31 protein-coding genes and 1 pseudogene are annotated in these 25,254 nt (G+C 70.7%); 9 read left to right on the top strand and 23 right to left on the bottom strand.

All coding sequences use genetic code 11. The features are described 5' to 3' along the window. The 11 genes and pseudogenes from BC793_RS22430 to BC793_RS22380 all read right to left on the bottom strand — a co-directional run. Window positions 1–310, bottom strand: a 310-nt coding sequence (locus tag BC793_RS22430) for a hypothetical protein (protein WP_211340646.1), incomplete at its 3' end; no start/stop codon positions are given. A 54-nt stretch (window positions 311–364) separates the two neighbouring features. Then, window positions 365–1,171, bottom strand: a complete 807-nt coding sequence (locus BC793_RS22425; protein WP_239170207.1) for an EI24 domain-containing protein — start codon at window positions 1,169–1,171, stop codon at window positions 365–367. Window positions 1,172–1,223: 52 nt separating this feature from the next. Further along, window positions 1,224–1,718, bottom strand: coding sequence for a hypothetical protein (locus BC793_RS22420; RefSeq protein ID WP_146246387.1), 495 nt, complete (start codon window positions 1,716–1,718; stop codon window positions 1,224–1,226). Between the two features lie 196 nt (window positions 1,719–1,914). Further along, window positions 1,915–2,808 carry an alpha/beta fold hydrolase gene (locus BC793_RS22415; protein WP_109595309.1) on the bottom strand — a complete coding sequence of 298 codons (894 nt, stop codon included), beginning with the start codon at window positions 2,806–2,808 and terminating at the stop codon, window positions 1,915–1,917. A gap of 4 nt (window positions 2,809–2,812) precedes the next feature. After that, the gene (locus tag BC793_RS22410) at window positions 2,813–3,124 is read right to left on the bottom strand and encodes a DUF2516 family protein (protein WP_109595229.1); all 312 of its coding nucleotides are present in this window, start codon (window positions 3,122–3,124) and stop codon (window positions 2,813–2,815) included. Between the two features lie 68 nt (window positions 3,125–3,192). Further along, a complete protein-coding gene (locus tag BC793_RS22405) occupies window positions 3,193–3,663 on the bottom strand; it encodes a hypothetical protein (protein WP_109595227.1) in 471 nt (156 codons plus the stop codon). Between the two features lie 5 nt (window positions 3,664–3,668). After that, window positions 3,669–4,040, bottom strand: a pseudogene (locus tag BC793_RS22400) (helix-turn-helix domain-containing protein); the annotation flags it as partial. A gap of 81 nt (window positions 4,041–4,121) precedes the next feature. Next, window positions 4,122–5,030, bottom strand: a complete 909-nt coding sequence (locus tag BC793_RS22395) for an asparaginase (RefSeq protein WP_109595224.1) — start codon at window positions 5,028–5,030, stop codon at window positions 4,122–4,124. Next, window positions 5,027–5,860, bottom strand: a complete 834-nt coding sequence (locus BC793_RS22390; RefSeq protein WP_109595307.1) for a beta-keto acid cleavage family enzyme — start codon at window positions 5,858–5,860, stop codon at window positions 5,027–5,029. Before BC793_RS22390 ends, BC793_RS22395 begins: the two co-directional genes overlap by 4 nt. A gap of 181 nt (window positions 5,861–6,041) precedes the next feature. Next, window positions 6,042–7,070, bottom strand: a complete 1,029-nt coding sequence (gene ygfZ / locus BC793_RS22385) for a CAF17-like 4Fe-4S cluster assembly/insertion protein YgfZ (protein WP_109595306.1) — start codon at window positions 7,068–7,070, stop codon at window positions 6,042–6,044. An 8-nt stretch (window positions 7,071–7,078) separates the two neighbouring features. Beyond that, on the bottom strand, window positions 7,079–7,477 hold the full coding sequence (locus tag BC793_RS22380) for a Fur family transcriptional regulator (protein ID WP_203896323.1): 399 nt from the start codon (window positions 7,475–7,477) through the stop codon (window positions 7,079–7,081). Between the two features lie 42 nt (window positions 7,478–7,519). Between BC793_RS22380 and BC793_RS22375 the strand changes: the two genes are divergently transcribed. Next, window positions 7,520–8,257 (top strand): aminotransferase class IV, encoded by a 738-nt coding sequence (locus BC793_RS22375; RefSeq protein ID WP_109595220.1) that lies wholly within the window; start codon window positions 7,520–7,522, stop codon window positions 8,255–8,257. 202 nt (window positions 8,258–8,459) lie between these two features. Here the strand turns inward: BC793_RS22375 and BC793_RS22370 are convergent, their stop codons facing one another. Together BC793_RS22370 and mtfM are read right to left on the bottom strand one after the other, a co-directional pair. After that, a complete protein-coding gene (locus BC793_RS22370; RefSeq protein WP_109595219.1) occupies window positions 8,460–9,059 on the bottom strand; it encodes a heme-binding beta-barrel domain-containing protein in 600 nt (199 codons plus the stop codon). Beyond that, window positions 9,056–9,160: a small membrane protein MtfM gene (mtfM, locus tag BC793_RS52350; protein ID WP_043533180.1), complete on the bottom strand. Its 105-nt coding sequence runs from the start codon at window positions 9,158–9,160 to the stop codon at window positions 9,056–9,058. Before mtfM ends, BC793_RS22370 begins: the two co-directional genes overlap by 4 nt. Window positions 9,161–9,174: 14 nt before the next feature. Here mtfM and BC793_RS22365 point away from each other — a divergent pair, with 14 nt between their 5' ends. Then, window positions 9,175–9,549, top strand: a complete 375-nt coding sequence (locus BC793_RS22365; protein ID WP_109595216.1) for a DsrE family protein — start codon at window positions 9,175–9,177, stop codon at window positions 9,547–9,549. 222 nt (window positions 9,550–9,771) lie between these two features. Here BC793_RS22365 and BC793_RS50675 read toward each other — a convergent pair whose 3' ends face one another. From BC793_RS50675 to BC793_RS22340, 5 genes are all read right to left on the bottom strand, one after another. Further along, entirely contained in the window at window positions 9,772–10,878 is a 1,107-nt protein-coding gene (locus BC793_RS50675) for a hypothetical protein (protein ID WP_211340645.1), read from the bottom strand. A 24-nt stretch (window positions 10,879–10,902) separates the two neighbouring features. Further along, window positions 10,903–11,205 carry a type II toxin-antitoxin system PemK/MazF family toxin gene (locus BC793_RS22355; RefSeq protein WP_158319330.1) on the bottom strand — a complete coding sequence of 101 codons (303 nt, stop codon included), beginning with the start codon at window positions 11,203–11,205 and terminating at the stop codon, window positions 10,903–10,905. Beyond that, window positions 11,202–11,471: a hypothetical protein gene (locus BC793_RS22350; protein WP_109595212.1), complete on the bottom strand. Its 270-nt coding sequence runs from the start codon at window positions 11,469–11,471 to the stop codon at window positions 11,202–11,204. The genes BC793_RS22355 and BC793_RS22350 overlap by 4 nt, the downstream gene beginning before the upstream one ends. A 109-nt stretch (window positions 11,472–11,580) precedes the next feature. After that, window positions 11,581–12,027 carry an NUDIX hydrolase gene (locus tag BC793_RS22345; protein ID WP_275416217.1) on the bottom strand — a complete coding sequence of 149 codons (447 nt, stop codon included), beginning with the start codon at window positions 12,025–12,027 and terminating at the stop codon, window positions 11,581–11,583. A gap of 13 nt (window positions 12,028–12,040) precedes the next feature. Beyond that, on the bottom strand, window positions 12,041–14,092 hold the full coding sequence (locus BC793_RS22340) for an ATP-dependent DNA helicase (protein WP_109595210.1): 2,052 nt from the start codon (window positions 14,090–14,092) through the stop codon (window positions 12,041–12,043). A gap of 56 nt (window positions 14,093–14,148) precedes the next feature. On the opposite strand from BC793_RS22340, the gene BC793_RS22335 reads away from it, so the two are divergent. Continuing rightward, on the top strand, window positions 14,149–14,661 hold the full coding sequence (locus BC793_RS22335) for a DUF402 domain-containing protein (protein WP_109595208.1): 513 nt from the start codon (window positions 14,149–14,151) through the stop codon (window positions 14,659–14,661). 22 nt (window positions 14,662–14,683) lie between these two features. Here BC793_RS22335 and sigJ read toward each other — a convergent pair whose 3' ends face one another. Continuing rightward, on the bottom strand, window positions 14,684–15,574 hold the full coding sequence (gene sigJ / locus BC793_RS22330; RefSeq protein WP_109595206.1) for an RNA polymerase sigma factor SigJ: 891 nt from the start codon (window positions 15,572–15,574) through the stop codon (window positions 14,684–14,686). A gap of 99 nt (window positions 15,575–15,673) precedes the next feature. Here sigJ and BC793_RS22325 point away from each other — a divergent pair, with 99 nt between their 5' ends. The 3 genes from BC793_RS22325 (at window position 15,674) to BC793_RS22315 (ending at window position 18,347) form a co-directional block, all read left to right on the top strand. Beyond that, window positions 15,674–16,621: a PI-PLC domain-containing protein gene (locus BC793_RS22325; RefSeq protein WP_109595302.1), complete on the top strand. Its 948-nt coding sequence runs from the start codon at window positions 15,674–15,676 to the stop codon at window positions 16,619–16,621. Between the two features lie 85 nt (window positions 16,622–16,706). Further along, on the top strand, window positions 16,707–17,333 hold the full coding sequence (locus BC793_RS22320) for a DUF47 domain-containing protein (RefSeq protein WP_109595204.1): 627 nt from the start codon (window positions 16,707–16,709) through the stop codon (window positions 17,331–17,333). Window positions 17,334–17,336: 3 nt separating this feature from the next. Then, the gene (locus BC793_RS22315; protein ID WP_109595202.1) at window positions 17,337–18,347 is read left to right on the top strand and encodes an inorganic phosphate transporter; all 1,011 of its coding nucleotides are present in this window, start codon (window positions 17,337–17,339) and stop codon (window positions 18,345–18,347) included. 170 nt (window positions 18,348–18,517) lie between these two features. Here the strand turns inward: BC793_RS22315 and BC793_RS22310 are convergent, their stop codons facing one another. Then, window positions 18,518–18,787: a LysR family transcriptional regulator gene (locus BC793_RS22310; protein WP_109595200.1), complete on the bottom strand. Its 270-nt coding sequence runs from the start codon at window positions 18,785–18,787 to the stop codon at window positions 18,518–18,520. 249 nt (window positions 18,788–19,036) lie between these two features. Beyond that, window positions 19,037–19,450: a hypothetical protein gene (locus tag BC793_RS22305; RefSeq protein WP_109595198.1), complete on the bottom strand. Its 414-nt coding sequence runs from the start codon at window positions 19,448–19,450 to the stop codon at window positions 19,037–19,039. Window positions 19,451–19,734: 284 nt separating this feature from the next. Here BC793_RS22305 and BC793_RS22300 point away from each other — a divergent pair, with 284 nt between their 5' ends. Then, on the top strand, window positions 19,735–19,935 hold the full coding sequence (locus BC793_RS22300) for a hypothetical protein (protein WP_109595196.1): 201 nt from the start codon (window positions 19,735–19,737) through the stop codon (window positions 19,933–19,935). Between the two features lie 175 nt (window positions 19,936–20,110). Here BC793_RS22300 and BC793_RS22295 read toward each other — a convergent pair whose 3' ends face one another. After that, window positions 20,111–21,367, bottom strand: a complete 1,257-nt coding sequence (locus tag BC793_RS22295) for a helix-turn-helix domain-containing protein (RefSeq protein ID WP_109595194.1) — start codon at window positions 21,365–21,367, stop codon at window positions 20,111–20,113. 210 nt (window positions 21,368–21,577) lie between these two features. Further along, a complete protein-coding gene (locus tag BC793_RS22290; RefSeq protein WP_109595193.1) occupies window positions 21,578–22,645 on the bottom strand; it encodes a nucleotide disphospho-sugar-binding domain-containing protein in 1,068 nt (355 codons plus the stop codon). Window positions 22,646–23,087: 442 nt separating this feature from the next. Between BC793_RS22290 and lxmK the strand changes: the two genes are divergently transcribed. Further along, window positions 23,088–24,224 carry a class V lanthionine synthetase subunit LxmK gene (gene lxmK, locus BC793_RS22285; RefSeq protein WP_203896322.1) on the top strand — a complete coding sequence of 379 codons (1,137 nt, stop codon included), beginning with the start codon at window positions 23,088–23,090 and terminating at the stop codon, window positions 24,222–24,224. Further along, on the top strand, window positions 24,224–25,177 hold the full coding sequence (locus BC793_RS22280; protein ID WP_109595189.1) for a T3SS effector HopA1 family protein: 954 nt from the start codon (window positions 24,224–24,226) through the stop codon (window positions 25,175–25,177). The genes lxmK and BC793_RS22280 overlap by 1 nt, the downstream gene beginning before the upstream one ends. The last annotated feature ends 77 nt before the right edge of the window (window positions 25,178–25,254 follow it).

Here is a 25,254-nt window from a genome sequence, read left to right as displayed (position 1 = left end):
CACCATCACCGCCGTCGCAGTCACCGCCGTCACCGTCGCCGCCGCCGCAGTCACCGCCGCCGCCGTCACCGCCGCCGCCGTCACCGCCGCCGCAGTCACCGCCGCCGCCGTCACCGCCGTCGCCGCCGCCGCCGCCGCAGCCACCGCCGCCGCCGCCGCCGCCGCCGCAGCCGCCGCCGCCGCAGTCACCGCCGCCGCAGCCCCCGCCGCCGCAGCCACCGCCGCCGTCGCAGTCACCGCAGGTGCCGTCACCGCCACCATCGCCGCCGCAGCCGCAGTCGTCGCAGTTTCCGTCGCGGTCACCGTCCACCGGGCGGCGTCCGGCGTCCGGATCTCGACGTCCGGCCGGCGGGCTAAAGGGAAGCTAAAGGGAGGCGGTGGTGGTGATCGCGATCGGCTTGTTGAGGGAGCGGCGCGCCAGGAGGGTCGCACCGGCGATCGCGGCGGGCATCAGAAGGACAGCGCCGAGCGGGATCAGAAAGGTGGCGAAGACCGCGGCACCGAAGCCGAGCGTCAGGGGCTTGTTGCGCGCAAGGACGACACGGCGGTCCCGCAGGCGCTGCCCGCGCCGCTGGAACGGAACCCCGGTCAGCTCCAGGGTGAGCAGCCAGCCACCGACGGCACCGGCCACGACCGGGATCACCGTCTGGCCGGCGACCGGGATCAGGCCCATCAGGAAGAGCGGGACCGCGACGACGATCGAGACGCCGACGAGTTTGAGGGAGTCGGCGAGGCTGCGGCGCAGGGACCGCCAGAATCCGACGTCGACCGCGTCGGGGACGCCGCCGAAGCGGTCTTCCACGAGTTCGGAGATCTTCTCGTAGAACGGGTCGCCGATCAGCAGGGTGACCGCAGTGAAGGTGAGCACGGACAGCAGCAGTCCCAGCCCGAGGACGGCGATCCCGCCGAAGATCCGGGTGGTGCTGCGCAGCCAGCCGGCCCAGTCGTCGGCGAACCATGTGACCTGCGCGGAGAGATCCGGCAGGTAGCGGATCAGAAAGACCAGCGCGACGATGTAGAGGATTCCGGACAGCAGGGCGGGCACCAGTCCGAGGAGGAGCAGCCGCGGGCTGCGCAGAACCAGGCCGAGCCCGCGCCCGAGCAGCCCGGCTCCGGTCGCGAACTCACGGAAGGCCGTCACCGGCCGGGTCTCGCTCAGGTCACCGCTCACGTTCCGGGAGCTTAGAGCCCTCGATCCGGTACGGACAGCGCCGGGGCCGGTTTCATCGACGCCAGTAGCGGAAGCGCTCGAAGCCCATCGGGTCGCCCAGCCCCGGTGGGAAGGGGAACTCGGGAGTGGCGCTCGGGTCGAGCGGGAATCCGAACGGGTCCTCCGGTGAGGCGGAGACCTGTGTCGGCGTCGGCACCGGCGGGTCGGTGAGCGGTGGGTCGGTGGATTCGACCGGGTGGGACGGGCCGGCGGTCCGGACGACCGTGACGGTCGTGGTGACGGTCCGGGGACCGGTCGCCGGCACCGGCTGGGAACTGGCCGGGTCGGCGGTGGGGCGGGGCCGTGCCGGGGAGTTGCCGGCGGGGCGATGACCGGAGCCGGGGGCCGAGCCGAGGGCGCCGTCGCCGCCGAGTGGGCCGCCGAGACCGGAGGCGCCCAGCGTCGCCTGACGTACGGTCGGAGCGCCCAGCGCCCAGCCGGCCACCACCGCGAACGGCAGTCCGACCACCAGCAAAGCGAGAAAGACGGTTTTCGGGGACAAACGCACGTACGCTTCACCGGTTCGAGGCCCGGAAAAGTTACGGCTTTCGGACATAAGGGCAGTAAGTCACCGACGCGGGGAACAGGCGCTCAGGGGGCGGTTCAGGAACTCGGAGATCAGGAACAGGCGCTCAGCCGATCCAGGAGATTCGGGAACAAGCGCTCAGGGCCGGTCCAGGAACTCGGAAATCCGGAACAGGCGCTCAGGGCCGGTTCAGGAACTCGGAGATCCGGTCCCGGAGGGCGGCGCGATTGCTCCAGAGGACGGCCGGGCGATCGTACAGCTCCAGCTCGGCGCCGGGCAGCAGGCCCGCGATCCGTTCCGCCCAGGCCGCCGGATGGGTCTCGTCGCCCTGACAGCCGATCACCAGAGCCCGCCCACGGAACTCCTTGAGCAGCCACTCCTCGGCCAGCGCGGGCGCCGACCACACGGACTCGAGCTCCGGCGCCAGGCCGTCGCGCTGCAGCTGCTCGACCCGCTGGCGCAGGAAGCTCCAGCCGGCCGGGGTGTTACGGACCGACGGCGGTATCTCCTGCTCGACCGCGTCGGCGATCATCGCGGCCTCGCCCGACTCGACCGACGCCAGCAGACGCTCCAGACGCCGCACGGATGCGGTTGCGCGAACACCGTCGAGTGGCGCCGGAAGGTAGAGGACGATCCGCTCGAACCGGTCGGGACCGGTGGCGAGCAGGCGGCAGAGCGCGGCCGCGCCCATGCTCACGCCCACCGCCCGGGTGGCGCGTGACAGATCGGCGGTGGCCAGCAGGTCGGTGGCCAGGTCGTCGAAGGACCACGGGCCGGGCGGCACATCGGACCGGCCGTGCCCGCGGAAGTGGAAGAACACCCGGCGGCCGGTGACGGCGCTGCCCAGTGGCCGGGTGCCGGAGATGTCACCGGCCAGCCCGTGCGCGAACACCGTGACCGGGTCGCCGGTGCCGGTGGTGAGCTGCTCCACCCGTACCCCCGAGGGAAGGGTGACCAGCTCGGTGACCGGACCCGGCAGGGTCGGGCGACCGCCTCGCGGCCCGGTCCGGTCGACGCGCTGAAGACGTGGCCCGCCGTCCGGCGGAGGCGGACCGAAACGGCCCCTCCTCACCACGTCACCAGAAGCCCTTGCCGTCCGAGATGTCCTTGAGGCCGGGGCGGACGTCGAGCATGTAGACGAGTCCGACGCCGATACCGATCATGCCCATCAGAAGCACGTCCCACAGAGCGCCGGTCAGCAGCAGGCAGACGGCCAGGATGCCGGCCCACGCGCCTTTCGGCAGGGTCCCGAGGGCCTGGAACGCGGGGCCGCGCTGAGTCAGGCAGTGGATCAGGGCGACCGCCTGAACCCCCAGGGACAGGAACACGAAAGCGATCATGATGGAGACGACGACGTATCCGTAGAAGATCGGCGCTGCTGTGGCCATGAGGGAGAGTCTATGCCGCGGGCCCCGGCAAACGCCGGGGCCCGCGGTCAAGAACGATCAGTGTCGGGTCACTCGGCGGGAGCGGCCGGCTTGGCGCGCTTGCGCGGCTTCGGCGCGGCCTCGACGGCCTTCGCGTCCTCGACGGCGGCCTCGACGGCCTTCGGCTGCTCGGTCGCCTCGATGTCGGAGTTGACCACGTCGGCGGCCTCGACCACACCGGTGCCGACGACGCGCTCGCCGCGGGCGACCAGCTCGTTGTAGACGGCGACGGCGCGCTCCTGGGCGACCTGGGCGAAGCCGAGGGCGGCGGTGGCCGCGCTCTCGCGGAGGGCGACGAGGTCGGCCTCCTGAGCCTTGCCGCGCAGCTCGGCGGCCTTGGTGCCGGCCTGCTCGTTGTAGGCGCGCAGCGAGGCGGCGGCCTTGTCACTGAGCTCGGTCAGCACGGCCGGCAGCTTGCGGAGCTGCTCGTAGGCGGCGTCACCGGCACCGGCGGCGGCGTAGAGCGGGGTCGGGATCCGGGTCTTGGTCTGCTCGGTCATTTCTTCTCCTCAGCGTCTTCGGGCTGCGCGTTTCGCGCGTTCTCATTGCGGAACGTCTCGTAGATCTGCGTCAGGGACTGCTTCTGCGCGATCGTGAGCTCCGGGTCGACCGCGATGGCGGCCAGCACGCCCTGCTGGCCCTCGCCATCGAGCAGCCCGGCCCGCAGATACATCGCGGGCGTCGACACTCGCAAGGCGCTGGCAATCTGTTGCAGCACCTCGGCGCTCGGCTTTCGCAGGCCCCGCTCGATCTGGCTCAGGTAGGGGTTGCTCACCCCCGCCTTGTCGGCGAGCTGCCGGAGCGAGATCTGGGCGGTCTGCCGAAGGTCCCGGATGAAGGTTCCGATGTCCTCGGGCAGATCCTTTGGCGTGGCCATGCTTCGACGTTAGCCCGGGGTGCTAGCTGTTGCAAGCAAAACGCTTGCAATAGCTAGCGTGAACCGGGTCACCCGTAGGGGTCAGAAGACCGCGCGGACCTCGCCGACCCGACGGCCGCCACCGAGGACGGGTTCCGGCAGGTCCGGAACCTCCAGGCCGAGACGGCGCAGGGCTTCCAGCAGCACGGGTACGCGCGCCCGCGCCGAGCCGTCGGAGATCTTGAGTGCCACCGCACCGGCCCCCGCCACCGCGGCCGCGTGCACCCCGTCGGCACCGCGCTTGACGATCAGGCCGGGCATCGCGCCCATCAGCACGGTGTCCTCCGACCCGGTGCCCGCCACCAGCTCCGGATGCGCCCGCATGGCGTCGGCCACCCGGCGTTCCGGGGTGCCCGGTTCCGCCTCGACCAGGCGCAGGAAGGCGCGGGCCAGGCCGAGCGGGGAGATCGCGAAGATCGGGGCACCGCAGCCGTCCACCCCGAGCGCGGCGATCGGCTCGCCGGCCAGGTGACTCACCGCGTCGGCGAGCGCCTTCTGCAGTGGGTGATCGATCTCCAGGTACGAATCAAGCGGCCAGCCGTTGACCACACACGTGGCGAGGAAGCCGGCGTGCTTGCCGGAGCAGTTCATCAGGATCCGCTCGGGCCCGCCACCGCCCCGGAGCCAGTCGCGCCTGGCGGTCTCACCCAGCGGCAGGTCGGCGGGGCAGCCCAGCGCCTCCGGCCCGAGCCCGGCGGCTGCCAGGATGCCGCGGACACGTTCCACGTGGAACGGCTCGGCGTCGTGGCTGGCACTGATCAGGGCGAGGTCGGCCTCCTCCCGCGGAACCAGTCCCGCGTTCAGCAGGCCGACGGTCTGCAGCGGCTTGTTGCACGACCGGGGGAAGAACGGTGTCTCCACGTCGCCGACGCTGTCGCCACCGACGACGGCGACGACCCCGTGGTGGACGCTCTCCACGAAACCCGACCGGATCACCTCGGCGACGATCATCGGGCCGGAACCCCCAGCAGCTCACGAGCCTGGGCCGGGGTCAGCGGCGGGCGCTGGGCCAGCTGGGCGAAACCGACGGCACGGGCCACCAGTTGCATGTTCGACTCGACGGCACGGCCTTTGGCGTACGTCAGGGTGTCCTCCATGCCGACCCGCAGGTGCCCGCCGGCCGCCAGCGACGCCAGCATCACCGGCAGGGTGGTGCGGCCGATGCCGGTCGCCGAGAACGTGGTGCCCTCCGGCAGATCGCGGATCACACGCTCGCAGGCGACCAGGGCGGCCGCCGTCCCGGGCATGCCACCAGGGACGCCCATCACCAGGTCTACGTGCACGTGGCCGCCGAACGGCAGGCCGTACTTGCCGAGCAGCCGCTGGAGGCTGGTGAGCTGGCCCAGGTCGAAGATCTCGTACTCCGGCACGATCCCGCGCTCCTGCATGCGGGTGTGCAGGTCGACGATGAACTCCCAGCGGTTCAGGAACACGTCGTCACCGAAGTTGACGGTGCCCATCGTGCAGGACGCCATCTCCGGCTTCGCGTCCAGCACGGCGAGCCGGTCCGACTCCGGATCGTGCACCGAACCCCCCGAGGAGAGCTGCACGATCAGGCCGGTGGCCTCGCGCAGCCCGGCGACCGTGTCGCGCAGCCGGCCCTGATCGAGGGTCGGGCGGGCGTCGTCGTCCCGGATGTGGACATGAACGATCGAAGCGCCCAGCGCCTCGCACTCCTTGGCGGTGGCGGTCAGCTCGGCCAGGGTCACTGGCAGGGCCGGCACATCCACCTTCTTGCTCTCCGCGCCGGTCGGGGCGACGGTGATCACAGTCCCGGTCATGTCCCGCATCCTGCCACGGCCTCATCGCCCGCCGGCAACCTCCGGACCCACGCCTCCACCTCGGCATCCAGCCACACCCGACCCGGCCGGAGGCCGCGGACAACCCTCGGTCGAAACCAGGTGGAGTACGCGACCACGCGATCCGCCGAGGCACCGCTGGATCACGGCGAGTCCTGGCGGCCTACTCGACGTCGATGGCGGCCGCCGACTCCCCCACGGTGAGGCGGGCGTCATCGGGGACGTTGCGCTTGAGCACCGCCAGCGCGACCATGCCCAGCTCGTGATGCCGGACCGCGGTGCCGACGAAACCGACCGCCCGCCCGTCCAGCTCGACCGCGGCACCCCGGGCCGGCGGATGGTCGGTGGCCACCCCGTCCAGGTGCAGCAGCACCTGACGGCGCGGCGGCCGGCCCAGATTGTGCACCCGGGCGACCGTCTCCTGACCGCGGTAACAGCCCTTGTCCAGGTGGACGCCGGGCGCCATCAGCTCGACCTCGGCCGGGATGGTCCGGTGGTCGGTCTCCCAGCCCAGCCTCGGGATCCGGTGGGCGACCCGGACCGCCTCGTAGGCCCAGAGCCCGGCCCGCTGCACACCGAGCTGCTCGATGACGGCGTCCTTCCGGGACCGTGGCACCAGCAGGTCCACCCCGAGCGGCACCCGGCGTGCCAGGCCGCCTTCGAACTCCCGTACCGCATAGAGGCTCGTCGCCCTTGCCGGGACGGACCCGGCGGTGAACCGCGGACCCGGCACCGCACCCACCTGAGGGGCCGCGAGATCCGGGAAGAGGCCGGCCGCGCCGGGGCCGACAAGCGAGAGGACCGCCAGCTCGGCGGTCGCGTCCCGGGGCTCGACACGGGTGAAGAACCGCATCATCTCCAGATATTTGAGCAGGCCCGCGCCCGCGCCGGGCTCGGTGTCCAGCCAGGCCGTCGTCCCGTCCTCGGTGACGTGGGCGTGCTGCTCGATGTGCCCGTTCGGCGAGAGGACCAGCAGCTCACTGCCCTGATACGCGCCCAGCGTGGCCAGGTGCTGGGTGGTCAGCGTGTGCAGCCAGCTCGCCCGCTCCTCACCGGGAACCGCGATCACCTCACGGTTCGACCGGTCGACCAGGCCGACCCCGGTCTCCAGAAGCCGCTGCTCGCGCATCGGATCGCCGAAATGCGCGGGCACCCCGGCATCCGCCGAAGCCGGATCCAGGTCCTCGACCATGACGATGGTCACTCGGTCTCCCTACAGTTGCCGCACAGCCCGAACAGCGAGACGTGCCCCACATCGACCCGGAAGTCCCGCTCGCGCAACAACCGGCCGGTCACCGGATCCATCACCGCCGGATCCACCTCGGCGATCGAACCGCACGTCCGGCACACCAGATGGACGTGCTGATCCTCGCCGGCCGCATGATAGGTCGGCGAACCGTGGGACAGATGGGTGTGATTGACCAGACCGAGCTCCTCCAGCAGCTCCAAGGTCCGGTACACCGTGGTGATGTTGACCCCGGCAGCCCGCTCACGGACCGCATTGTGCACCGACTCGGGTGTCGCATGACCGAGTTCGTGCACCGCTTCGAGGATCAGCTGACGCTGCGGAGTGAGTCGCAGGCCCCGCTCGCGGAGCATGGCGGCTAGCGATGTGGCGGACACCAGACGAGCATAGTTCGGGTGAACGACCGGATCCTTGTCGCGCCCACCGACCTGCTCGGTGACGGCGTCTTCGAAACCGTGCACCTGCGCCCGGCCGGGCCGTGGCTGCTCGACGAGCATCTGGCCCGGCTGTCCCGCTCGGCCGCGATCGTCGGACTGCCCGAACCCGACCTCACCCCGGTCCGGGAACGCGTCTTCGACACGACTGGCGTCCTCCGGATCGTCTACACCCGGACCCTGCTGGACATCTCGATCGCCCCGTTCCCGGAGTCCGCGCTGCGGGAACGCCACGCCGGGATCCGCGTCCTCAGCGCCGACCGGGGGATCTCCGTCCGGCGGCGCCCACCATGGTCCATCACGGGCGCCAAATCACTGTCCTACGCGGAGAACTTCGCGGCCCGCCGCTGGGCGATCCGGCAGGGCGCCGACGACCTGATCTGGCTCTCCACCGAGGGGTACGTCCTGGAGGCCCCCACCTCCTCGGTGGTCTGGCTGACCGGCGACGAACTGTGCACGGTCCCGCCCGCCGAGGCGGACATCCTGCCCGGCATCACCGCCGGCCACCTGCTGTCGCTGGCGCCGTCGGTGGGTCTGCGCCCGGCCGAGCGGATGATCACGCTGCCGGAGCTGGCCGCCGCCGACACGATCTGGCTGACGTCCTCCTTGCGGGGCATGGCCGAGGTGACCGAACTGGACGGGATCCCCCGCCCCCGCTCGCCCTGGACCCCCCGCCTCCTGTCCTTGCTGGGCCTCTGAACTCCCGCCCCAGACAAAGCTGGCTCTCACCGCTGTCTCAGCGTCCCCGAGACAGCGGTGAGAGCCAGCCACACCCCCACGGCTGGTCCCCACCGCTGTCTCAGCGCGCTCGAGACAGCGGTGAGAGCCAGCTGAAATCTCGCGGCTGGTTGCCACCGCTGTCTCAGCACGGCTGAGACAGCGGTGGGAGCCAGCTTGTTTTTCAGCCGCCGATGCGGAGTAGACGTGCGGACATGTGCGGCTTCAGACCACTGTCGTCGACCGCGATCTCGTGCGCGTAGAGCAGCGCGCCCTCGACGACCCCGAACAGCCGGTGACCGCCGGTGACGTGCAGGCCGGACGGCGTGTAGGCCACCGCGTCCGCCGCCATCTCCAGCCGGGTCGTGGCCGCCTTGCCCAGATACAGTTCCGCCACGCCGTCCGGGCGGATCATCGTGGCTTCCATCTCGTCGCCCGGCCGGCCGTCGACCAGCACCGGACGCCAGAACCCGGACTCGACCAGCGCCTGCCCGAGCGGCTTCGAGTCTTCGTCGAGCAGCCAGGCCCGCGACTCATACCGCAGGAAGGACCGGCCGTCGTGGCTGATCCGGATCTCCTGGGCGAAGTTGTAGTCGTCCTCATGCGGGAACCCACCCTGCCCACGCCCACGCCACAACCCGACGAACGGCAGCAGCCCGAGCAGCGACGGATGCAGATCCGGCCCGGACCGCAGGTCGTGGGTGTCCTCATAGGGGTAGCCCTCGACCGGCGGAGCGTTGAGCCACGGCGGCGGTCCCAGCGGGTTTTCCGTCTCGTTGCTCACCAGCGTCCCCTCGAAATGCGCATTGCCAGATAGCCGAAGCCGCCGGCCAGCCCACCGAGGGCGGCCACCAGCAGACTCACGAACCCGATCTCCGTAACCATGACCGGCCCATCTTATGCTGGCCGCTATGGCACGTTTGCTGGTCGTCAAGGCCACCGCCGGAGCCGACGCCCCGGAACGCTGTAACCAGGCATTCAACGTGGCCGCCACCGCCGCGACCGCCGGAGTCGACGTGTCGCTCTGGCTCACCGGCGAGTCCACCTGGTTCGCCCTGCCCGGCCGCGCCGCGACGTTCGACCTGGCTCACGCCGCCCCGCTGCCCGACCTGCTCGAACTCCTCCTGGAAGCCGGCCGGGTCACCGCCTGCACCCAGTGCGCGGCCCGCCGCGAGATCACCCCCGCCGACGTGATCCCCGGCATCCGCATAGCCGGCGCCGCCGTCTTCGTCGAGGAGATCATGTCCGACGGCGCCCAGGCCCTCGTCTACTGACGGCCGCCCTCCCCGCCGACTACGCCCAGCCCCGGCCTCCGGTTCCAGGCGGCCTCCAGTTTCAGCCGGTCACCGGCTTACCAGTCACCGGGCTTACCGGTCACCGCGCTTGCCAGTCACCGGGTTTGCCAGTCACCGGGTTTGCCAGTCACCGGGCTCAGACGGCAACTGGGCTCAGCCAGCAACTGGGCTCAGACGGTCCCGGGGCTTTGCCTCCGGCTTTCAGCCGGCACGACAGGCGGTGGTCACGCTCACCCGGAAACGGTCACGGTCGGCGTTGACCACCACCGACACAGGACCGCTGCGGTACGCCCAACCGCCCGCGTCCGCCCACACCGGAACCGTCCCCTCCGGCACCCCGCGTGGGCCGCTCTCCCCCACGACCGGTCCCGCGTCTCGAACGAAGGTCGACACCGTCCCTCCGTCCGGACAGACGACCGCCCTGGCCTCGCCCGCTCCCGCACTCCCACTCGGGCCGCTCGGGGATGCGGAAGTGGGCGCGCTGGTCGGGCCGGGCGTGCCCGGCAGGCCGCTCGGGGGCGCCAGATTAGGCGTGCCACTCAAGCCGGGCGAGCCGAACGGGGCCGCGGGAGTAGACGTGCCGCTCGAGCCGGGCGGGCCGGACGAAGGTTCGGAAGTGGGTGTGCCGCTCGGGCCAAGCGGGTCCGACGGGCCGGACGGGTCTCCGGCTGCGGTCGCGGTGATCTCGGCGACGACGGTGTCGAGGACGGCCGGCGCTGGACCGGCCGCCGGATCGGTCAGGTCCAGGTCGTCCACGCTCGGCCGGCAGCCGGTGAAGACATGCAGCTTGAGCACCTGGTCGGCGGCGTGCGCCTCGGCCTCGACCCCGACATGTTGTCCCGCGTCGGCGAAGAACGAGAGGCGGGTGCCCCCACGGGCGGTGATCACTCCGGCCCGGTAGGCGGTGGGCAGTCCGGCGGCGACGGTGTCGAGTGCCGTCCGCGCATCGCTTTCGGGGACGTAGAGGGTCACTTCGCGGCTGGCCTCCTGCCCCTGCCACGCCGGGGTGATCGCACATTCCTCGACCTGTGTCGCACCGAGGCTCAGCGCCCACCGCTCATCCTGTGCCGCGGCGGCGACCGCACCGGAGGCGACCCGGAGCACGCCCATCGCCTGCTCGACGTCCTGCTGCTCGGGCACGGTCGGCGGATCGTTACGCACCGACCAGAAGACGGCGGCGACCAGCACCACACCCCAGACCCCGGCCACGACCGGCAACCACCGCCGCGGACCCGAGCCGCCCGGCAGCCACCGCCGCCGCGGACCCGAGTCCTCCGGCGGCGGATACCCATAGCCCGGCCCCGTCACGGCAGCCATGGTGACACGCCACGCTCAAAGATCGAGCGCCGCCCGCAGCGCTATATCCACACTCTCCTGGCTGGCCTGGTCGAGGACCGCCGCCCGTGAGGTCAGATAAGCCTTGCTCACCTGGCCGACGCGGTGGGTAAGGAACGTCCCCAGCGGTTTGCCTTCGCTGTCGTGAACCGACGGCATGACAAGGTCGGGCTCATGGACGTCGGACAGCGGAACGGCGAGCACTCCTTCATGGCGGTCGTTCAGCACATCGTTTCCGACGATGACGACTTTGCGCTCATGGCCGAGACGGACCGCTGTCCAGACGTCGCCTCGCCTCACGCCGCGTCCTGACCGAAGATGCGGTCGAGCGCCGCGTCTTCCCAACCCGGTGGCTCGTCAGGGTGCAAACGGCACTGCCCGGCACTTGTCTCAGCCGCCTCGGTGACGGCCTGCTCCCAAGCCACCCGGGACAGCCACTCGGACAGGGACAGGCCCTTGGCCCGGGCCGCCGCACGCGCGGCGAACAGTGCCTTTCTCTCCAGCTCGACGGTCACCGGCTCGGTTTCCCGAGCGCGGCGCGATGCATCGCTCTCGACGCCGGCCATACGTCCACGGTATGCCGCGGCGCCGACGGGCGCACCGGGTGAATGCGAGAAGCCCGATCCTCTGCTCGTCATGGAGCAAGCTTATCCATGACTACTAGGCGAGGGGAAGTCAGCGGCCATCACTCTTCGGCGAATCGACCTGAGACGCGCTGATGGCGATGCACTCGGGGGAGGCCAGGAAGCGTTCGATGATCTCCGCGCTGCCCGGGGTGAACGGCCGGCCCAGCACCTCGGGGGCCGGGATGAAGAGCATCGCCGCGCCCTCGCCGAGGACCACGTCGTCCTGGGTGGCGGTGGTCGCGCCGTAGAAGTAGTTCTTCACGCGGCCCTCCTCGGGCAGTTCCTGGCGGGCGAAGAGCCGCAGCGGCGCTTCCGGCCGCAGCCGGGTCTCCTCCCACAGCTCCCGGACGGCGGCCTCCTCGGCCGTCTCCCCGTCCTCGATCGCGCCGCCGGGCAGGCCCCACACGTTCGGATGGTAGGGCGCCTTGTCGTCCCGCAGTTGCAGGAGCAGCGCACCGCTCCGGTCGACCAGGAACGTGCACGCGATGTGGATCAAAGGGGTGGTCCTTTCAGGCGTTGGCGAGGCGGCGGAGGGCGCCCTCGGCGACGTCGGGGCGCGTCGTGTACCAGAACGGGGGCAGGGACTTGCGGAGGAACGCGCCGTAACCGCGGGCCGTCTCCAGGCGGGAGTCGAGGACGGCGACGACGCCCTTGTCACCGGTGGAGCGGATCAGGCGGCCGACTCCCTGGGCGAGGCGGACCGCGGCGATGGGGACGCTGACGGCGGAGAATCCGGAGCCGCCGGAGGCGTCGACGGCCGCCGCCCGGGCCGCGGCGAGGGGCTCGTCGGGGCGGGGGAACGGCAGGCGGTCGATCACGACGAGCTGGCAGGCCTCGCCGGGGACGTCGACGCCCTGCCACAGGGACATCACGCCGAAGAGGCAGCTGGACTGCTCCTCCTTGAACTTGCGGACCAGGATCGGCAGGGTCTCCTCGCCCTGGAGCAGGATCGGCAGGTCGGTCTTGGCGCGCAGCAGCTCGGCGGCCTGGGTCGCGGCCTTCCGGGAGGAGAAGAGCCCGAGGGTACGCCCCCCGAGCGCCTCCACCAGCCGGAGCAGCTCGGCCCCGGCCGCGTCGGGCAGACCGGAGGCAGCCGGCCGCGGCAGGTGCGCCGCAACGTACAGAATGCCCTGCTTGGGATAGTCGAACGGCGAACCGACGTCGAGCGAGGTCCACCCGTCCCCGGAGGAGGTGGACGAGGTGGACGAGGCCGGCGGACCGGACGAGGCGGGGGCAGCCGGCGAGGGGCCGGGCGCCGAGACCGGCAGGCCGAGCGACCGCGCCACCGTGTCGAACCGGCCGCCGAGGGTCAGCGTCGCCGAGGTGACCACCACGGTCCGGTCGGCATACAGCTTGTCCGAGAGTGTGCCGGCGACCGAGAGCGGCGCCACGACCAGCGCGCGCCGCCCACTGCCGAGGTCGGATTTCTCCACCCAGGCGACGTCGTAGGAGTTCTCCTCGAGGAGCCGCTGCGAGGTCGTGGACAGCTCGTCGAGGACCGCTTTGGCCTGCTGTTTGCCGACCGGGTCGGGGTCGTCGGACTTGATCTCGCCGATCGCGGTGAGGCCGGCCCGGGTGGCCGACTCGATCATCGAGACGGCCAGGCGCAGACGCTCGGGGAGGCCGTCGGTGAGCCGCCCGGCGGGCAGGTCGGCGAGACAGACGGTGAGCGCGTCGGCGGCCTCGGCCAGCGACTCGGCGGCGGCCGGGGTGATCATCGTGCGGGAGCGGCGGCCGGCCCGCTCGACCACCTCGGGGGTGATCTCGGCCTGCGCCGCCGAGGAGACCCGGTCGGCCAGCTCGTGTGCCTCGTCGACGATGAGGAGCTTGTGCGGCGGGACGATCTGCCGGTCGGCGATCATGTCGACGGCGAGCAGGCTGTGGTTGGTGACGACGATGTCGGCCTCGCGGGCACGGGCGCGGGAGGCCTCGGCGAAGCACTCCGCCCCGTACGGGCATCGGCCCGCCCCGACGCAGTCGCGCGCCGGCATGGACACCTGGCGCCAGGCGAGGTCCTCGACGCCGGGGTCGAGCTCGTCGCGGTCGCCGGTCTGTGTCTTCTCCGACCACTTCCGGATGCGCAGGATCTGTTTGCCGAGCCGGGCGCCCTCGCCGAGCCACTGCCCGGCCTTGGGTGCGGCGGGCTCGGCGTCGAAGAGGGTGTCGGTGGGGCCCTCCTCGTCGGCGTGCTCGAGTTTCGCCGCGCAGAGGTAGTGGTGCCGGCCCTTAAGGACGGCGAACGTGGGTTTGCGCCCGAGCACCGGCTGGACCGCCTCGGCGAGCCGGGGCAGATCGTGCTCGACGAGCTGGTTCTGGAGGGCGAGGGTGGCGGTGGAGACGACCACCGGGCCGTCGACGAGAAGGGCCGGTGTCAGGTAGCCGAGACTCTTGCCGGTGCCGGTGCCCGCTTGGACGAGCAGGTGCTCCTTGTTCTTCACGGCCTTGTCGATGGCCTCGACCATCGCCTGCTGGCCGGGACGGGCGGAACCGCCGGGAACCGCTCCCACGGCGGCGGCGAGGATCTGCTCGGCGGTTGCCTTTTTTCTACTGGCTGCGGGCACGCAGGAACCGTACCCGCCACCACCGACATATCCGGGTCACCGCTAGGGTGCAAGCCATGCCGAGCGAGATGGTCCGGGTCATCTACACGAAGTACGACGGTTCGGCGCATCGTGATTACCCGGCCCGCCGTCTGGCCGAGGACGACCTCGGTGTCTGGGTCGGTGTGACCCGGGGTACAGCGTCTGTCTACCACGGCCGCCCGTCCGTCGAGCAGATCCCGTTCGTCCTGCTCATTCCGCATCACGCCTGGTGGACCGGGATGTTCAACCCACCCCCGCGGACCAGTGAGGTGTATTGCGACATCACCACCCCGGCCCGCTGGGAGGGTGACACGGTTCACATCATCGACCTCGACCTGGACGCGGTGCGGCGCCGCGAGACGGGTCTGGTAGAGCTGCGGGACGAGGACGAGTTCGCCGAACACCGGGTGGAGTTCGGCTACCCGGACGATCTGGTCGAGCACGCGTTCGCGGCCTCCCGTCAGCTGATGACGGCGCTCGGCGACGGCACCGAGCCGTTCGCCTCGCACTACCGCAAGCATCTCCTCGAAGTGACCCCCGCGGAGTGAGCGACGGTGCGGCCGGCTGATCTCAGGCCGGGTCGTCGGCGAACCTGAGCTTCTCCGGGTTCTGCTGGTTGAAGATGCCGGTGATCCGCCCCTCGTCGACGGCGACGGCGGTGACCACGACGAGCCGGCTGCCGTCCGGGCGGGTGCCCTGGAGCAGCATCGCGGCGGAGCCGTTGACGGTGACCGGTTCGACCTTGATATCGGTGATGTCGGCGAGACGGTAGTTGAGCAGCCCGGAGAAGAACCGGGCGACCTTGTCGGCGCCGAGGATCGGGCGCAGGGCGGTGCGGACGACTCCGCCGCCGTCGCCGATGGCGACGACATCGGGTGCGAGCACGGCCGCGAGGGTACGCATGTCGCCGGTCTGTGCCGCGGCGAGGAACGCACTGAGCACCCGTTTCTGTTCGGCGAGCCCGGCGGTGTGCCGGATCCCGCCGTCGGCGACCGCCTTACGGGCCCGGGAGGCGTGCTGCCGGGCGGCCGCGGGTGTGCTGTCGAGCACCGCGGCCACCTCGTCGAACGGCACCGCGAACGCGTCGTGCAGAACGAACGCCACCCGTTGCTCGGGGGTCAGCCGTTCGAGTACCACGAGCAGGGCGACGCTGACCTGGTCGGACAGCTCGGCGCGGTGGGCCGGATCGGCGTCCGGCTCGATCACGAAGGCGGGCAGCCACTCCCCGGGGTACGCGGTACGCCGTACCCGGGCGGAGTTGAGCTGGTCCAGGCAGATCCGTGCGGTGACCGTGGTGAGCCACCCCCGCGTGTCCCGGATCTCCTCGGTCTGATGCGCGTAGCGCAGCCAGGCCTCCTGGACCGCGTCCTCGGCCTCGGCACGACTGCCGAGCATGCGATAGGCGACGGCCATGAGGTAGGAGCGCTGGGCCTCGAACTCGACCGCGGAGGGTGACGGCATGACACGAATTCTGCGCGACATTCCCCGTCTACGGGTATCGGCTGTGCCACAGTATGAAATACCCATAAAGTACGAATCGGACGGTGCTCGGTGCAGGACATGGCGACTATCGCGGGGGGACTGGCCGGGCTGGCCGGAGCCGGCGGTGCGGTCTCGGTCGCGATCATGCGCCGACCCCGCCCGTTCCTTCCGGCCGGGCACGCGCTGATCGGCCCGGACGCCACCGACCCACTGCCGGGCGTGCTGCGGCTCGGGCTGGCCGGCATGACGGTCCGGGTGGCGCCGGGGCCGCACGGCGAGCTGTTCCTCGGCCCGGGCGGGCCGCAACCCGGCCGTACTCTGCGCCGCCTGATCCTGGCCCCGCTCTTCACCCGGGCCCGGGCCGCCGGCGGCCGGCTCTGGCCCGACCAGCGGGCACCGTTCCGGCTGGTGGTCGAATTCGGTGGGACGAGCCGCGACCCGAGGGCCCTGCTGCACGCCTACCGGGTGCTGGACCGGCAGCTGCAGGACCACTCCGCCCTACTCAGCCGATGCCGCGACGGGGTGCTCGCCCCCGGCGCGGTGACCGTCACGGTGACCGGCGTGATCGACGTCCGGGAGCTGCTCGCCGCGCAGGCCGAGCGGTACGCGTTCGCCGACGGCACCTTCGACGACCTGGGCTCCCGCTCCGCCCCGCCGTCACTGGTCCCGATGGTCAGCGAGCCGTGGTCGCGGCGGTTCGGCTGGGACGGTCGCGAGCCGATCACCGCCGAGGAACGCCACCAGCTGCACGCCCTGGTCCGGGCCGGGCACGCCGACGGCCGTACGGTCCGGTTCTCCGGCCTGCACGACGGCTCCCGCAGGGCACGCGCCGCGATCTGGACCGAGCTGGGAGCGGCCGGTGTGGATGTGATCGCCGACACCGACCTGACCGGACTGGCCCGGCACCTGCGCCGCAATCCGGTCGCCGCCGGCACTCCGCTGCCGCACCTTCCGGCCAGGGCGGTTCGCCGTTCCGCGCCGCGTCCGAACGCACCCCGTACAACAAATCGTCACGAGGCGGTTTAAGGGCCGTCGCGAAGGGTGAACCCGCGTGGACCGATAGCATGCCTTCGAGATCCATTCATAAAGCCCGTCGATCGAGGTCCGCGCCGTGAAGTTCTCATTCCGCCCCGTCGAGGGGGCCTTCTACGAACTGTTCACCAGGGCGGCCCAGAACCTGGTCAAAGGCACCGAGCTGCTCAACGAGCTGGCGCTGCCCGGAGTGGACGTCCAGTCGGTCGCCGACCGGCTGAGCGATGTGGAGCACGACAGCGACTCCATCACCCATGAGCTGTACAAGAAGATCAACTCCACCTTCATCACCCCGTTCGACCGGGAGGACATCTACTCGCTCGGCTCCCAGCTGGACGATGTGATGGACCACCTGGAGGCGGCCGGCAACCTGCTCTACCTCTACGGCCTGACCGATCTGCCCTCGCTGCCGCGGGAGATGCACGAGCTGGTCACCGTGCTGGACACGCAGGCCAAGGTGACCGCCGAGGCGATGCCGCGACTGCGCTCGCTGAAGGGCATGGAGGAGTACTGGATCGAGATCAACCGCCTGGAGAACGACGGCGACCGCGCGTACCGGATGCTGCTGGTCCGTCTCTTCTCCGGGGAGTACGACGCGCTGACCGTGCTGAAGATGAAGGAGGTCGTCGACGAGCTGGAGGCCGCCTGCGACGCCTTCGAGCACGTGGCGAACACCATCGAGACCATCGCGGTCAAGGAGTCCTAGAGCGTGGATGCCGAATTCATCGCCGTCGCGGCGGTGATCCTCGCGGCGATGGCGTTCGACTACACGAACGGCTTCCACGACGCCGCCAACGCGATCGCCACCAGCGTCAGCACCCGTGCCCTCACCCCGCGGGTGGCCCTGGCCATGGCCGCGGTCGGCAACTTCATCGGTGCGCACCTGGGCACCGAGGTGGCCAAGACGGTCGGTGACGGGCTGGTCGACCTGCCCCTCGGGATCCCCAGCCTGGGCATCGTCTTCGCCGGCGTGCTCGGCGCCATCACGTGGAACCTGATCACCTGGTATTTCGGGTTGCCGTCCAGTTCGTCGCACGCGCTCTTCGGTGGCCTGGTCGGGGCCACGCTCTTCGCGACCGTGGGTGTCGTCCAGTGGGACAACATCATCAACAAGGTGCTGATCCCGATGGTGGTGTCGCCGCTGGTGGGCCTGGCCCTCGGCTTCGTCGTCATGGTCGGGATCATGTGGGCCTTCCGGCGCGGGCACCCGGGCCGGCTCAACCGCGGGTTCCGCTGGGCGCAGACCGTCTCGGCGGCGGCGATGTCGGTCGGGCACGGCATGCAGGACGCGGCGAAGACGATGGGCATCGTGGTCCTGGCGCTGTACACCGGCGGTTTCCAGTCGGATTCGTCGCACATCCCGGAGTGGGTCTACTGGACCTCGGCGAGCGTGCTGGCGGCCGGCACCTACGCGGGCGGCTGGCGGATCATCCGCACCCTGGGCCGCAAGATCATCGACCTGGGGCCGGCCGAGGGCTTCGCGGCCGAGACCGTGGCCAGCTCGGTGCTCTACTTCAACGCCCTGGTGCTGCACGCGCCGATCTCCACGACGCACACCATCACCTCGGCGATCATGGGCGTGGGCGCGACCAAGCGGCTCAGCGCGGTCCGCTGGAACGTGGCCGGCAACATCGTGATCGCCTGGATCACCACGTTCCCCGCCGCCGCGTTCTTCGCCTGCCTCTTCTACTTCGTGGTGCGGCCACTGTTCGCCGCCTGACCCACACGACGAAGCCGGTCCTGTTCTACTTCGTGGTGCGGCCACTGTTCGCCGCCTGACCCACACGACGAAGCCGGTCCTGTTCTACTTCGTGGTGCGGCCGCTGCTCGCCGCCTGACCGGCACGACGAAGCCCCCGGGAGAAGACTCCCGGGGGCTTCGCTGTGAGTCTCAGGCGACCAGTGCCAGGTCTCCGGTCGTCGCCTTGATGCCGCGCATGAGGGTCAGCACCGCCTGCGCCGAGGGCAGCATGAGCGCGCCGGTGCGGCTGAGGGTCACACCCGACGAGGTCCGGACGAACAGCTTGGCGCCGAGAGTCATCTCCAGGCATTTGATCTGGTAGCTGACCGCGGGCTGCGAGTAGCCCAGCGCTTTGGCAGCGAGATCCATCCGGCCGTGCTCCGCGACCGCCACGAAGGCGAGGAGTTCACGCTCGTTCATTTCGACCCCCGTACGTTCGATCCCGATCAGTTGACTTGTGTCATCGCTAGGCAGTCATGAGCGTAATATCTCGACGCCGGATCGTCAATCACTGTCATCAGTCGATGTTTAGAGCATTCTCCCTGCAAGAGGGCGTTCTCAGCACACTCACAGCAATCTCTCGACAAGCTCGGGCCCGTCATACAACGACCGGGCCCAGTCATATTTCATGACTGGGCCCGGTCGACGGGGGGAGGGATCAGGTACGAGTCACCACAGAGGCACCGCGGCGCCGCAGGCAGACGTACCCGAAGCCGAGCACAGGCGCACGGACGGCGCCTGACCGATCGCCACGGCCTTGAACGTGGTGAGGAAGGACTGCGCCGTCTCGCCGGAACACGTCGTCGGCGACCGCCAGGACGTTCCCTGGGCATCGATCACGGCCTGGAAGCACCCCGTCGCCGAGCCGGTCTTGATGACTCCCTTCACGGTCACGGTCCGAGTGACCCCGAACGGGTCCTGCACATAGCTGGTAGTGCCGCCGGCCTGGGCGCCGGCGTACGACGCCGTCCAGCTCGACGGGATGACGGACGCCGCGAACGCCGGCGCGGCTGTGGTGACCGCCGTTGCAGTCATCACCACCGCGGCGGTCAGGACACGGCGGAAATGGCGGGAAAGGGACATGACCAACCTCCGATACCGATCCGGCAATTGCGGCAGCTCGCCCCTGATCGAGGCATTAGGCGTAGGACGACTTTCGATGCCCGGGTCGCTGCCGGGACAATTGCAACAACGCGGTTACCAGCTCTCAATGCTGTATTGAAACCTTCGAAACACTCGCCCGGGTTCCGCGGGGCGGGCGATCTTACGATGAACCCCACCCGGGTCCGCCACCCCGTACCGGGTCATCCGCAAAGATTTCGATACAGGAACCACCCGGCATCGTCCGGACCGGTAGACATTGAGCCATGACGAAGAACCCGCGCCACCTGGTGATGCCGACCATCCTCGCCGCCGCCGCGATCGCCCTCACCGGCGCGCAGCTCGCCGCCCCGCACGTGACCGCGTCGGCCACCGGAACCACCCCGCCGCCCGTCATCCTCCCGACCGACGGCCCCGGCGTCCCCACCGACCCGAAGCAGCCGATCACCAACGACTGGCCCTGGTAACGACCGGACGCCCGCACCGGAACACCTCCGGTCGGCCGCGGCAGCGAGGGAGCCGCGACCTTCCTACCCGAACGGCCTCCGCGCACACCGCGCGGAGGCCGTTTTCTTTCGTGAACCGAGGAGGTGAACCGAGGAGGGTGTGAGCCCTCGGCAGAGGGTCGGCCGCCGGTGGTGGTCAGCCGAGTTCGGTGACCTCGCGCCAGATCTGGCTGGCCCGCCGGTACGCGGCTGCGGCCTCGGCCAACTGGGCCGCCCGGCGCAACGACGCGGCCGCCTCCGCGGTCCGGCCGCAGCGCCGCTGGGCACGCCCCACGGCGAGCACGAAGCGCACCTGTTCGATACCGGAGAGGTCGGTCTCGTCGACGGTGGCGGCGATCTCCAGCGCCCGTTCCGGTTCGCCGACCGCCACCGCGTACCGCACCTCCAGGCTCGCCGCGGCCGACGGTGTCGCCGCGGTCTCGGCGGCGGCCATCGCCGCCCGGGCGGCCTCCATCCGGGAGGTGATCTCGCTCAGCTCCACGTCCGCGTCCATCAGCGCGGAGACCGCCGCGATGGAGAACCGGGCCCAGTCCCGCAGGGAGGTGGTCGGGTGTGCCAGCATCTCCCGGGCCGACCGCAGGTGCTCCAGCGACCGTTCGACCTCGCCGATGCGGGCCATCGCGATGCTGGCCACCCAGTGCGCCCGGCCGGAGATGGTCAGGCTCTTCACGTCGGCCGCCATCGCCACCATCCGGTCGACGATGCGGGTGACCTCGGCGCCGCCGCCGGCGTCACTGAGGATCGAGATGTGTACGGCGTGCAGGCGGACGTGTTCACTGCCGCCGACGAAGGCGGTCTCGGCGATCTCCGCCTGGGCCTGCTCGATGTGGGTGAACGCCTCGGTGAGCCGGCCCACGTCGCGGGCCGCCGCGGCAAGCGCGATCCGGGTACGCACCAGCGCCTCCGGCACCCCGGCCCGCTCGGCCACCGTGACGAGTTCGTTGAGCAGTTCGTACCGCCCGCTGCGGTCGTTGCGCTGGTCCATGATCCGTTCCAGGGCCAGCCCGTGGCTGAGCATCGCGGCCGGCTGACCGTCGCGCCGGGCCTCCTGGAGCGCGCCGGTCAGCACCTGCTCGGCCCGGGACAGGTCGCCCTGGTCGACGGCGCTGCTGACGATCAACTCCCGGGCCAGCTCGGTGCCGGACACCCCGGGTGCCGCGGGCGGTGGCGCGAAGCCGGTCTCGACACCGGCGAGCTCGTCCACCGGAACTCCGAGGACCTCGGACAAATGGTTGACGACGTCCAGCGTCGGAACGCGGGAGCCTTTCTCCAGCAGCGAGATGTAGGACTGATTGACCACGCCTACGGCAAGATCGCGCTGCGACATTCCACGCTCGATGCGCAGACGCCGCAAACGGCGCCCGAACTCGGGCTGCACAATCTGCGTGGCCATGTGGACTACCTGCAATTCCAGTCGCTGATCTGATGTCGTGATCGGCCGATTCTGCACGATACTCCCGGCTGACTTCGTTCGGGGATACCTGCGTACCGGGCCGTTGTGGGCCACCTGGACGGACAGCCCCGTGGGAAGGCGTCCGTCCAGGTGGCGGTTCGGGGAGTCACCGAAGTGATGACAACGGTGTCATGAAGATGACGTCGGCATTCACGCCGTGTCACCGCGTGCGAGCTGTTTCTCGATGACGTCGGCCGCGGCGGGCGCACCACCGGACAGGAGGATCTCGGCGCGCATGGTGTCCAGGGCGGTACGGGTCGCGGCATCGCCGGTGAGCTCTTCGGCCGCCGCCCGGACCGCCGCCGCGGAGAACCGCTCCGGGGTGATCGTCCGGCCCACCCCGAGCGCCTGGATCCGGGCCGCGGTCAGGAACTGCTCGACACCCTGCGGCACGACCACCAGCGGCACGCCGTGCGCCAGCCCGTCCAGCGCGTCTCCGGCACCGCCCGCGGTCACGACGACCTCGGCCTTCTCCAGCACCGGGGCCGGTGCCACGCCATGGTGCACCTCCACGCTGCCGGCCGGTTCGCCGAGGTCGAGCGGGCCGTCGGTGACGATCACGACGTGCCAGCCGGCGGCCGCCAGTCCTTCGGCGCAGCGGGCCGGAACGTCGGTGCGGCCGTGGTGGGTGGTTCCGAGGGACACCAGCGCCACCCGCCGGCTGTTCGGGGCGGTCCATGTCGTGCCGGCCCGCCGATGCCACGGCACCGGCCCCACGAAGTGGTGCTCCGGCCCCACCTGATCCACGTTGACCTGCAGGGAACGCGGAAGGGCGACCACCGAGGGCACGAGCGGGTCGTCCTCGGCCGACAGGAAGACCTGGGCCGGTGAGAACCGCACCCGCGGCACCCCCCAGAGGTCGGCGAGCGGTGGCGCGAACGCCGTGGCCGTGTCGTGGACGATCAGGTCCGGCCGGTCGGCGCCGTACGCCGCGACGATCTGTGGGAAGGCGGCGTCGCGCTCGCGGCCGAACCGCCGGGCGGTCTGCCGGCCGTCGACGGCCGGGGCCAGCCAGCCTTCGCCGGGTGCGCCGTCGGCCGGGAAGGTCGACAGATACGTCACCGGGGTGGCGCCGGTCTCGGCGATCAGTGAGGCGAAGGCCCCGCCGGAGGCGAACGTGACCCGGTGGCCGCGGGCGACGAGCTCGGCGGCGACGCCCAGCACCGGAGTGATGTGGGCGTGCAGCGGAACAGACATGAGCGCGATGTGCGATCGCATCGGTGCGCCTCCTTTCGTGTGTGCCCGGGACCGGCATGTGGGGTCGGTCGCGTGAGTTCAGGTGAGAACATTTCTACCCACTGACAGGGACGTTTACCAAGCGTGCATAAAAGACTTGAATGCACCCTGGTAGAACCACCCTCTCCGCGACCTGAAGCCGGGATCATGCTGGTCGTTGCGCTGCCGCATATAAATGGCATGGACGTACGCCATTGCCAGGTCGATATCGAATATGTGGAATCAATCCCGGAACGGGCGCCCGATGATAAGAAGTCGGCGCGGTTTTGCAATACCGTTCAGGCGCTGCTTCAAAGGTTTGAATAAGGGGTTTCATCGGGTGCCGCGGGCCCCGTAGAAAGTTGGACATGACGAAGCGCCGCCACAACGGCGGGTCGTCGAGGACCACCCGATGAAGCACTCGCAACGTACGGAAGGGGTAACAGTGGGATCGAACACCGCGCTGCTGCCGGAGAAGAAGGTGGAGCGGCCTCGATACACGCCGGTCGATCTGGATCGGCACCCGGCCGTCGAGGCTCTGCTCGGACGGCTCGGCCTCGGCGCCTTCGACCGTGACTCGCTGGCCGCACCGGTCGGCCGCAACGACACCTGGGCCGGCCGGACCACCGGTGGCCGCTCGGTGTTCGTGAAGCGGCTCGTCGGTACGGACCCGGCCGAGGTGGAGCGGCGGATGAAGCGTCTGCTCGCCTTCCACCTCTGGGCGAGGGACCTGCCGGCCGAGGCGCTGCGCGGCCCGGACTTCCTGGGGTACGACCGGGACGCCGCCCTGGTGGTGTTCGAGCTGGTCGACGGCGCCCGCAACGGCGCCGAGCTGATGGTCGACGAGACCTTCGGCGCCGACCTGGCCACCACGATCGGCGAGGCGGTCGGGCAGCTGCACACCGCTGTCCCGCCGGCCGGTGCCGACTGGGACAGGTCACTGCCCTACCAGCCGCCGCTGGAGGCCCTGCACGGTCTGTCGCCGGCCACCTTCGATTCGCTGAGCTTCGGTGAGCTGCAGGGCTGGCGCCTGATGCAGCAGGACGCCGACCTGCGTGCCGCCGTGGCCCGGCTGCGCGAGTGGGAGGCCGAGGCGCCGCTGGTGCCCACGCACTGTGACCTGCGGGTCGACCAGCTGCTGATCACCGGCGACACGGTCTACCTGACCGACTGGGAGGAGTTCCGGCTCGCCGACGGAGCCCGTGATGTGGGCTCCTTCGCCGGCGAGTGGCTCTATCGCTCGGTGCTCGACATCGTGACCACCCGCGGCGACACCGTCTTCGTCGACCTGGAACTCACCCACGAGATGGTGATCAGTCGCGGCGTGGCGAAGATGCAGCGCCTGATGCCGCTGGTCCGCGACTTCTGGCGCGGCTACCGGACCGCACGGCCGACGGTCGACGACCGGTTCGCCGCACGGGCCGCCGCCTTCGCGGGCTGGCATCTGCTGGACCGGCTCATGGCCGGCGCCTCCCGGTCCTCCCGCCTCTCCGGGATCGAGCGCGCCGCCGCCGGCATCGGCCGGGGCGTGCTGCTCCAGCCGGAGAAGTTCATCGACACCCTCGGACTCGGAGACTCCTGATGACTGTGACGACCTGGCGGATCCCCTCCGCCCTCAACCTGGCGCTGGACTCGGTGACCGTCGCGCCGGACCGTACGTCCGCGACGGTCGGCGACCGCACCGTCGAGTCGGAGAGCCCCCGCGAGCTGCGGCGACTGCTGGCCGAGGCGATCTATGACGTGCTGCACGCCGGTCAGCACGTGGAGAAGAACAAGCTGCCCTTCCGCCTACGGGACGACGAGCTCGAGAGCCGGTTCGCCGCGGCGATGCCGCATCGGGGCACGACCGTGCGGGCCAGGTACCACGGCGCCCGGCGCACCGCGAACAACGGCCGGGAGATGGTGCTGGTCGAGCGGGACGGCGTACGGGTCTGGGTGCCCGAGACCGCGGTGCCGGACACCGATGCGGGTCCCTTCGTCGACCTGACCGTGCCGGCCATGCGTCCCGCGCTCTCCCCCGGGTTCTTCCTGGTCGACGGGTCCACGCCGCAGCCGGGCCGGTCCGAGATGCTGCGCGTCTACGTGCACCTCACCGCCTGGGAGCCGGCCGCCGAGGTCTTCGGCCGGGTGCTCGGTGTGCTGGAGGACGGCGGCGTGCCGTACCGCGCCAAGATCTTGTCCTCTCGTCTGCTCTATCCCCGCCGTGACGCGCTGGTGGTCTATCTGGACCGGCCCTGGTGGCCGGCCGCCCACCTGGTCGCGGAAGCGGTCCGGGACCAGCCCGGCCTGGGCGAGGCGACGTCCGTCTTCACCGAGCCGCTGGGGCCCGGGGTGGCGGTCGCGTGGGAACCGGACGATGCCCGGTCCGCCATGAAGGGCCTGAGTTTCGGGCAGCACCGGGCCACCGCGCTGGCCACCGCGCTGCTCGCCGAGGGCGACTCGTTCTCCGAGGCGCTGTCGGAGGCCTTCGCCGAGGCCGGGATCGACCCGGTCCGGCCGGCCCGTAACACGAGCTCCAGTCCATTCCCGGACTGAGCCGAAACCCGGTTTGAGCAGAGCGCAGGGGACGAGTGTACGCATCCCCTGTTTTCCGCTCAAACCACTATGAAAGG

It is taken from the genome of Actinoplanes xinjiangensis, from assembly GCF_003148685.1.
Lineage (GTDB): Bacteria > Actinomycetota > Actinomycetes > Mycobacteriales > Micromonosporaceae > Actinoplanes > Actinoplanes xinjiangensis.
The sequence above is the reverse complement of the archived record's forward strand: the minus strand, read 5'-3'. Positions and strand labels throughout refer to the sequence as shown.

What these genes read in the sequence shown, in the direction of transcription:
- BC793_RS22410 (WP_109595229.1), bottom strand. Translation starts at nt 3,124, where the DNA reads ATGGCCACAGCAGCGCCGATCTTCTACGGATACGTCGTCGTCTCCATC.
- BC793_RS22405 (WP_109595227.1), bottom strand. Translation starts at nt 3,663, where the DNA reads ATGACCGAGCAGACCAAGACCCGGATCCCGACCCCGCTCTACGCCGCC.
- BC793_RS22395 (WP_109595224.1), bottom strand. Translation starts at nt 5,030, where the DNA reads ATGATCGTCGCCGAGGTGATCCGGTCGGGTTTCGTGGAGAGCGTCCAC.
- BC793_RS22390 (WP_109595307.1), bottom strand. Translation starts at nt 5,860, where the DNA reads ATGACCGGGACTGTGATCACCGTCGCCCCGACCGGCGCGGAGAGCAAG.
- ygfZ (WP_109595306.1), bottom strand. Translation starts at nt 7,070, where the DNA reads ATGGTCGAGGACCTGGATCCGGCTTCGGCGGATGCCGGGGTGCCCGCG.
- BC793_RS22380 (WP_203896323.1), bottom strand. Translation starts at nt 7,477, where the DNA reads ATGCTCCGCGAGCGGGGCCTGCGACTCACTCCGCAGCGTCAGCTGATC.
- mtfM (WP_043533180.1), bottom strand. Translation starts at nt 9,160, where the DNA reads ATGGTTACGGAGATCGGGTTCGTGAGTCTGCTGGTGGCCGCCCTCGGT.
- BC793_RS22365 (WP_109595216.1), top strand. Translation starts at nt 9,175, where the DNA reads ATGCTGGCCGCTATGGCACGTTTGCTGGTCGTCAAGGCCACCGCCGGA.
- BC793_RS22350 (WP_109595212.1), bottom strand. Translation starts at nt 11,471, where the DNA reads ATGGCCGGCGTCGAGAGCGATGCATCGCGCCGCGCTCGGGAAACCGAG.
- BC793_RS22335 (WP_109595208.1), top strand. Translation starts at nt 14,149, where the DNA reads ATGCCGAGCGAGATGGTCCGGGTCATCTACACGAAGTACGACGGTTCG.
- sigJ (WP_109595206.1), bottom strand. Translation starts at nt 15,574, where the DNA reads ATGCCGTCACCCTCCGCGGTCGAGTTCGAGGCCCAGCGCTCCTACCTC.
- BC793_RS22325 (WP_109595302.1), top strand. Translation starts at nt 15,674, where the DNA reads ATGGCGACTATCGCGGGGGGACTGGCCGGGCTGGCCGGAGCCGGCGGT.
- BC793_RS22310 (WP_109595200.1), bottom strand. Translation starts at nt 18,787, where the DNA reads ATGAACGAGCGTGAACTCCTCGCCTTCGTGGCGGTCGCGGAGCACGGC.
- BC793_RS22305 (WP_109595198.1), bottom strand. Translation starts at nt 19,450, where the DNA reads ATGTCCCTTTCCCGCCATTTCCGCCGTGTCCTGACCGCCGCGGTGGTG.
- BC793_RS22300 (WP_109595196.1), top strand. Translation starts at nt 19,735, where the DNA reads ATGACGAAGAACCCGCGCCACCTGGTGATGCCGACCATCCTCGCCGCC.
- BC793_RS22295 (WP_109595194.1), bottom strand. Translation starts at nt 21,367, where the DNA reads ATGGCCACGCAGATTGTGCAGCCCGAGTTCGGGCGCCGTTTGCGGCGT.
- BC793_RS22290 (WP_109595193.1), bottom strand. Translation starts at nt 22,645, where the DNA reads ATGCGATCGCACATCGCGCTCATGTCTGTTCCGCTGCACGCCCACATC.
- BC793_RS22280 (WP_109595189.1), top strand. Translation starts at nt 24,224, where the DNA reads ATGACTGTGACGACCTGGCGGATCCCCTCCGCCCTCAACCTGGCGCTG.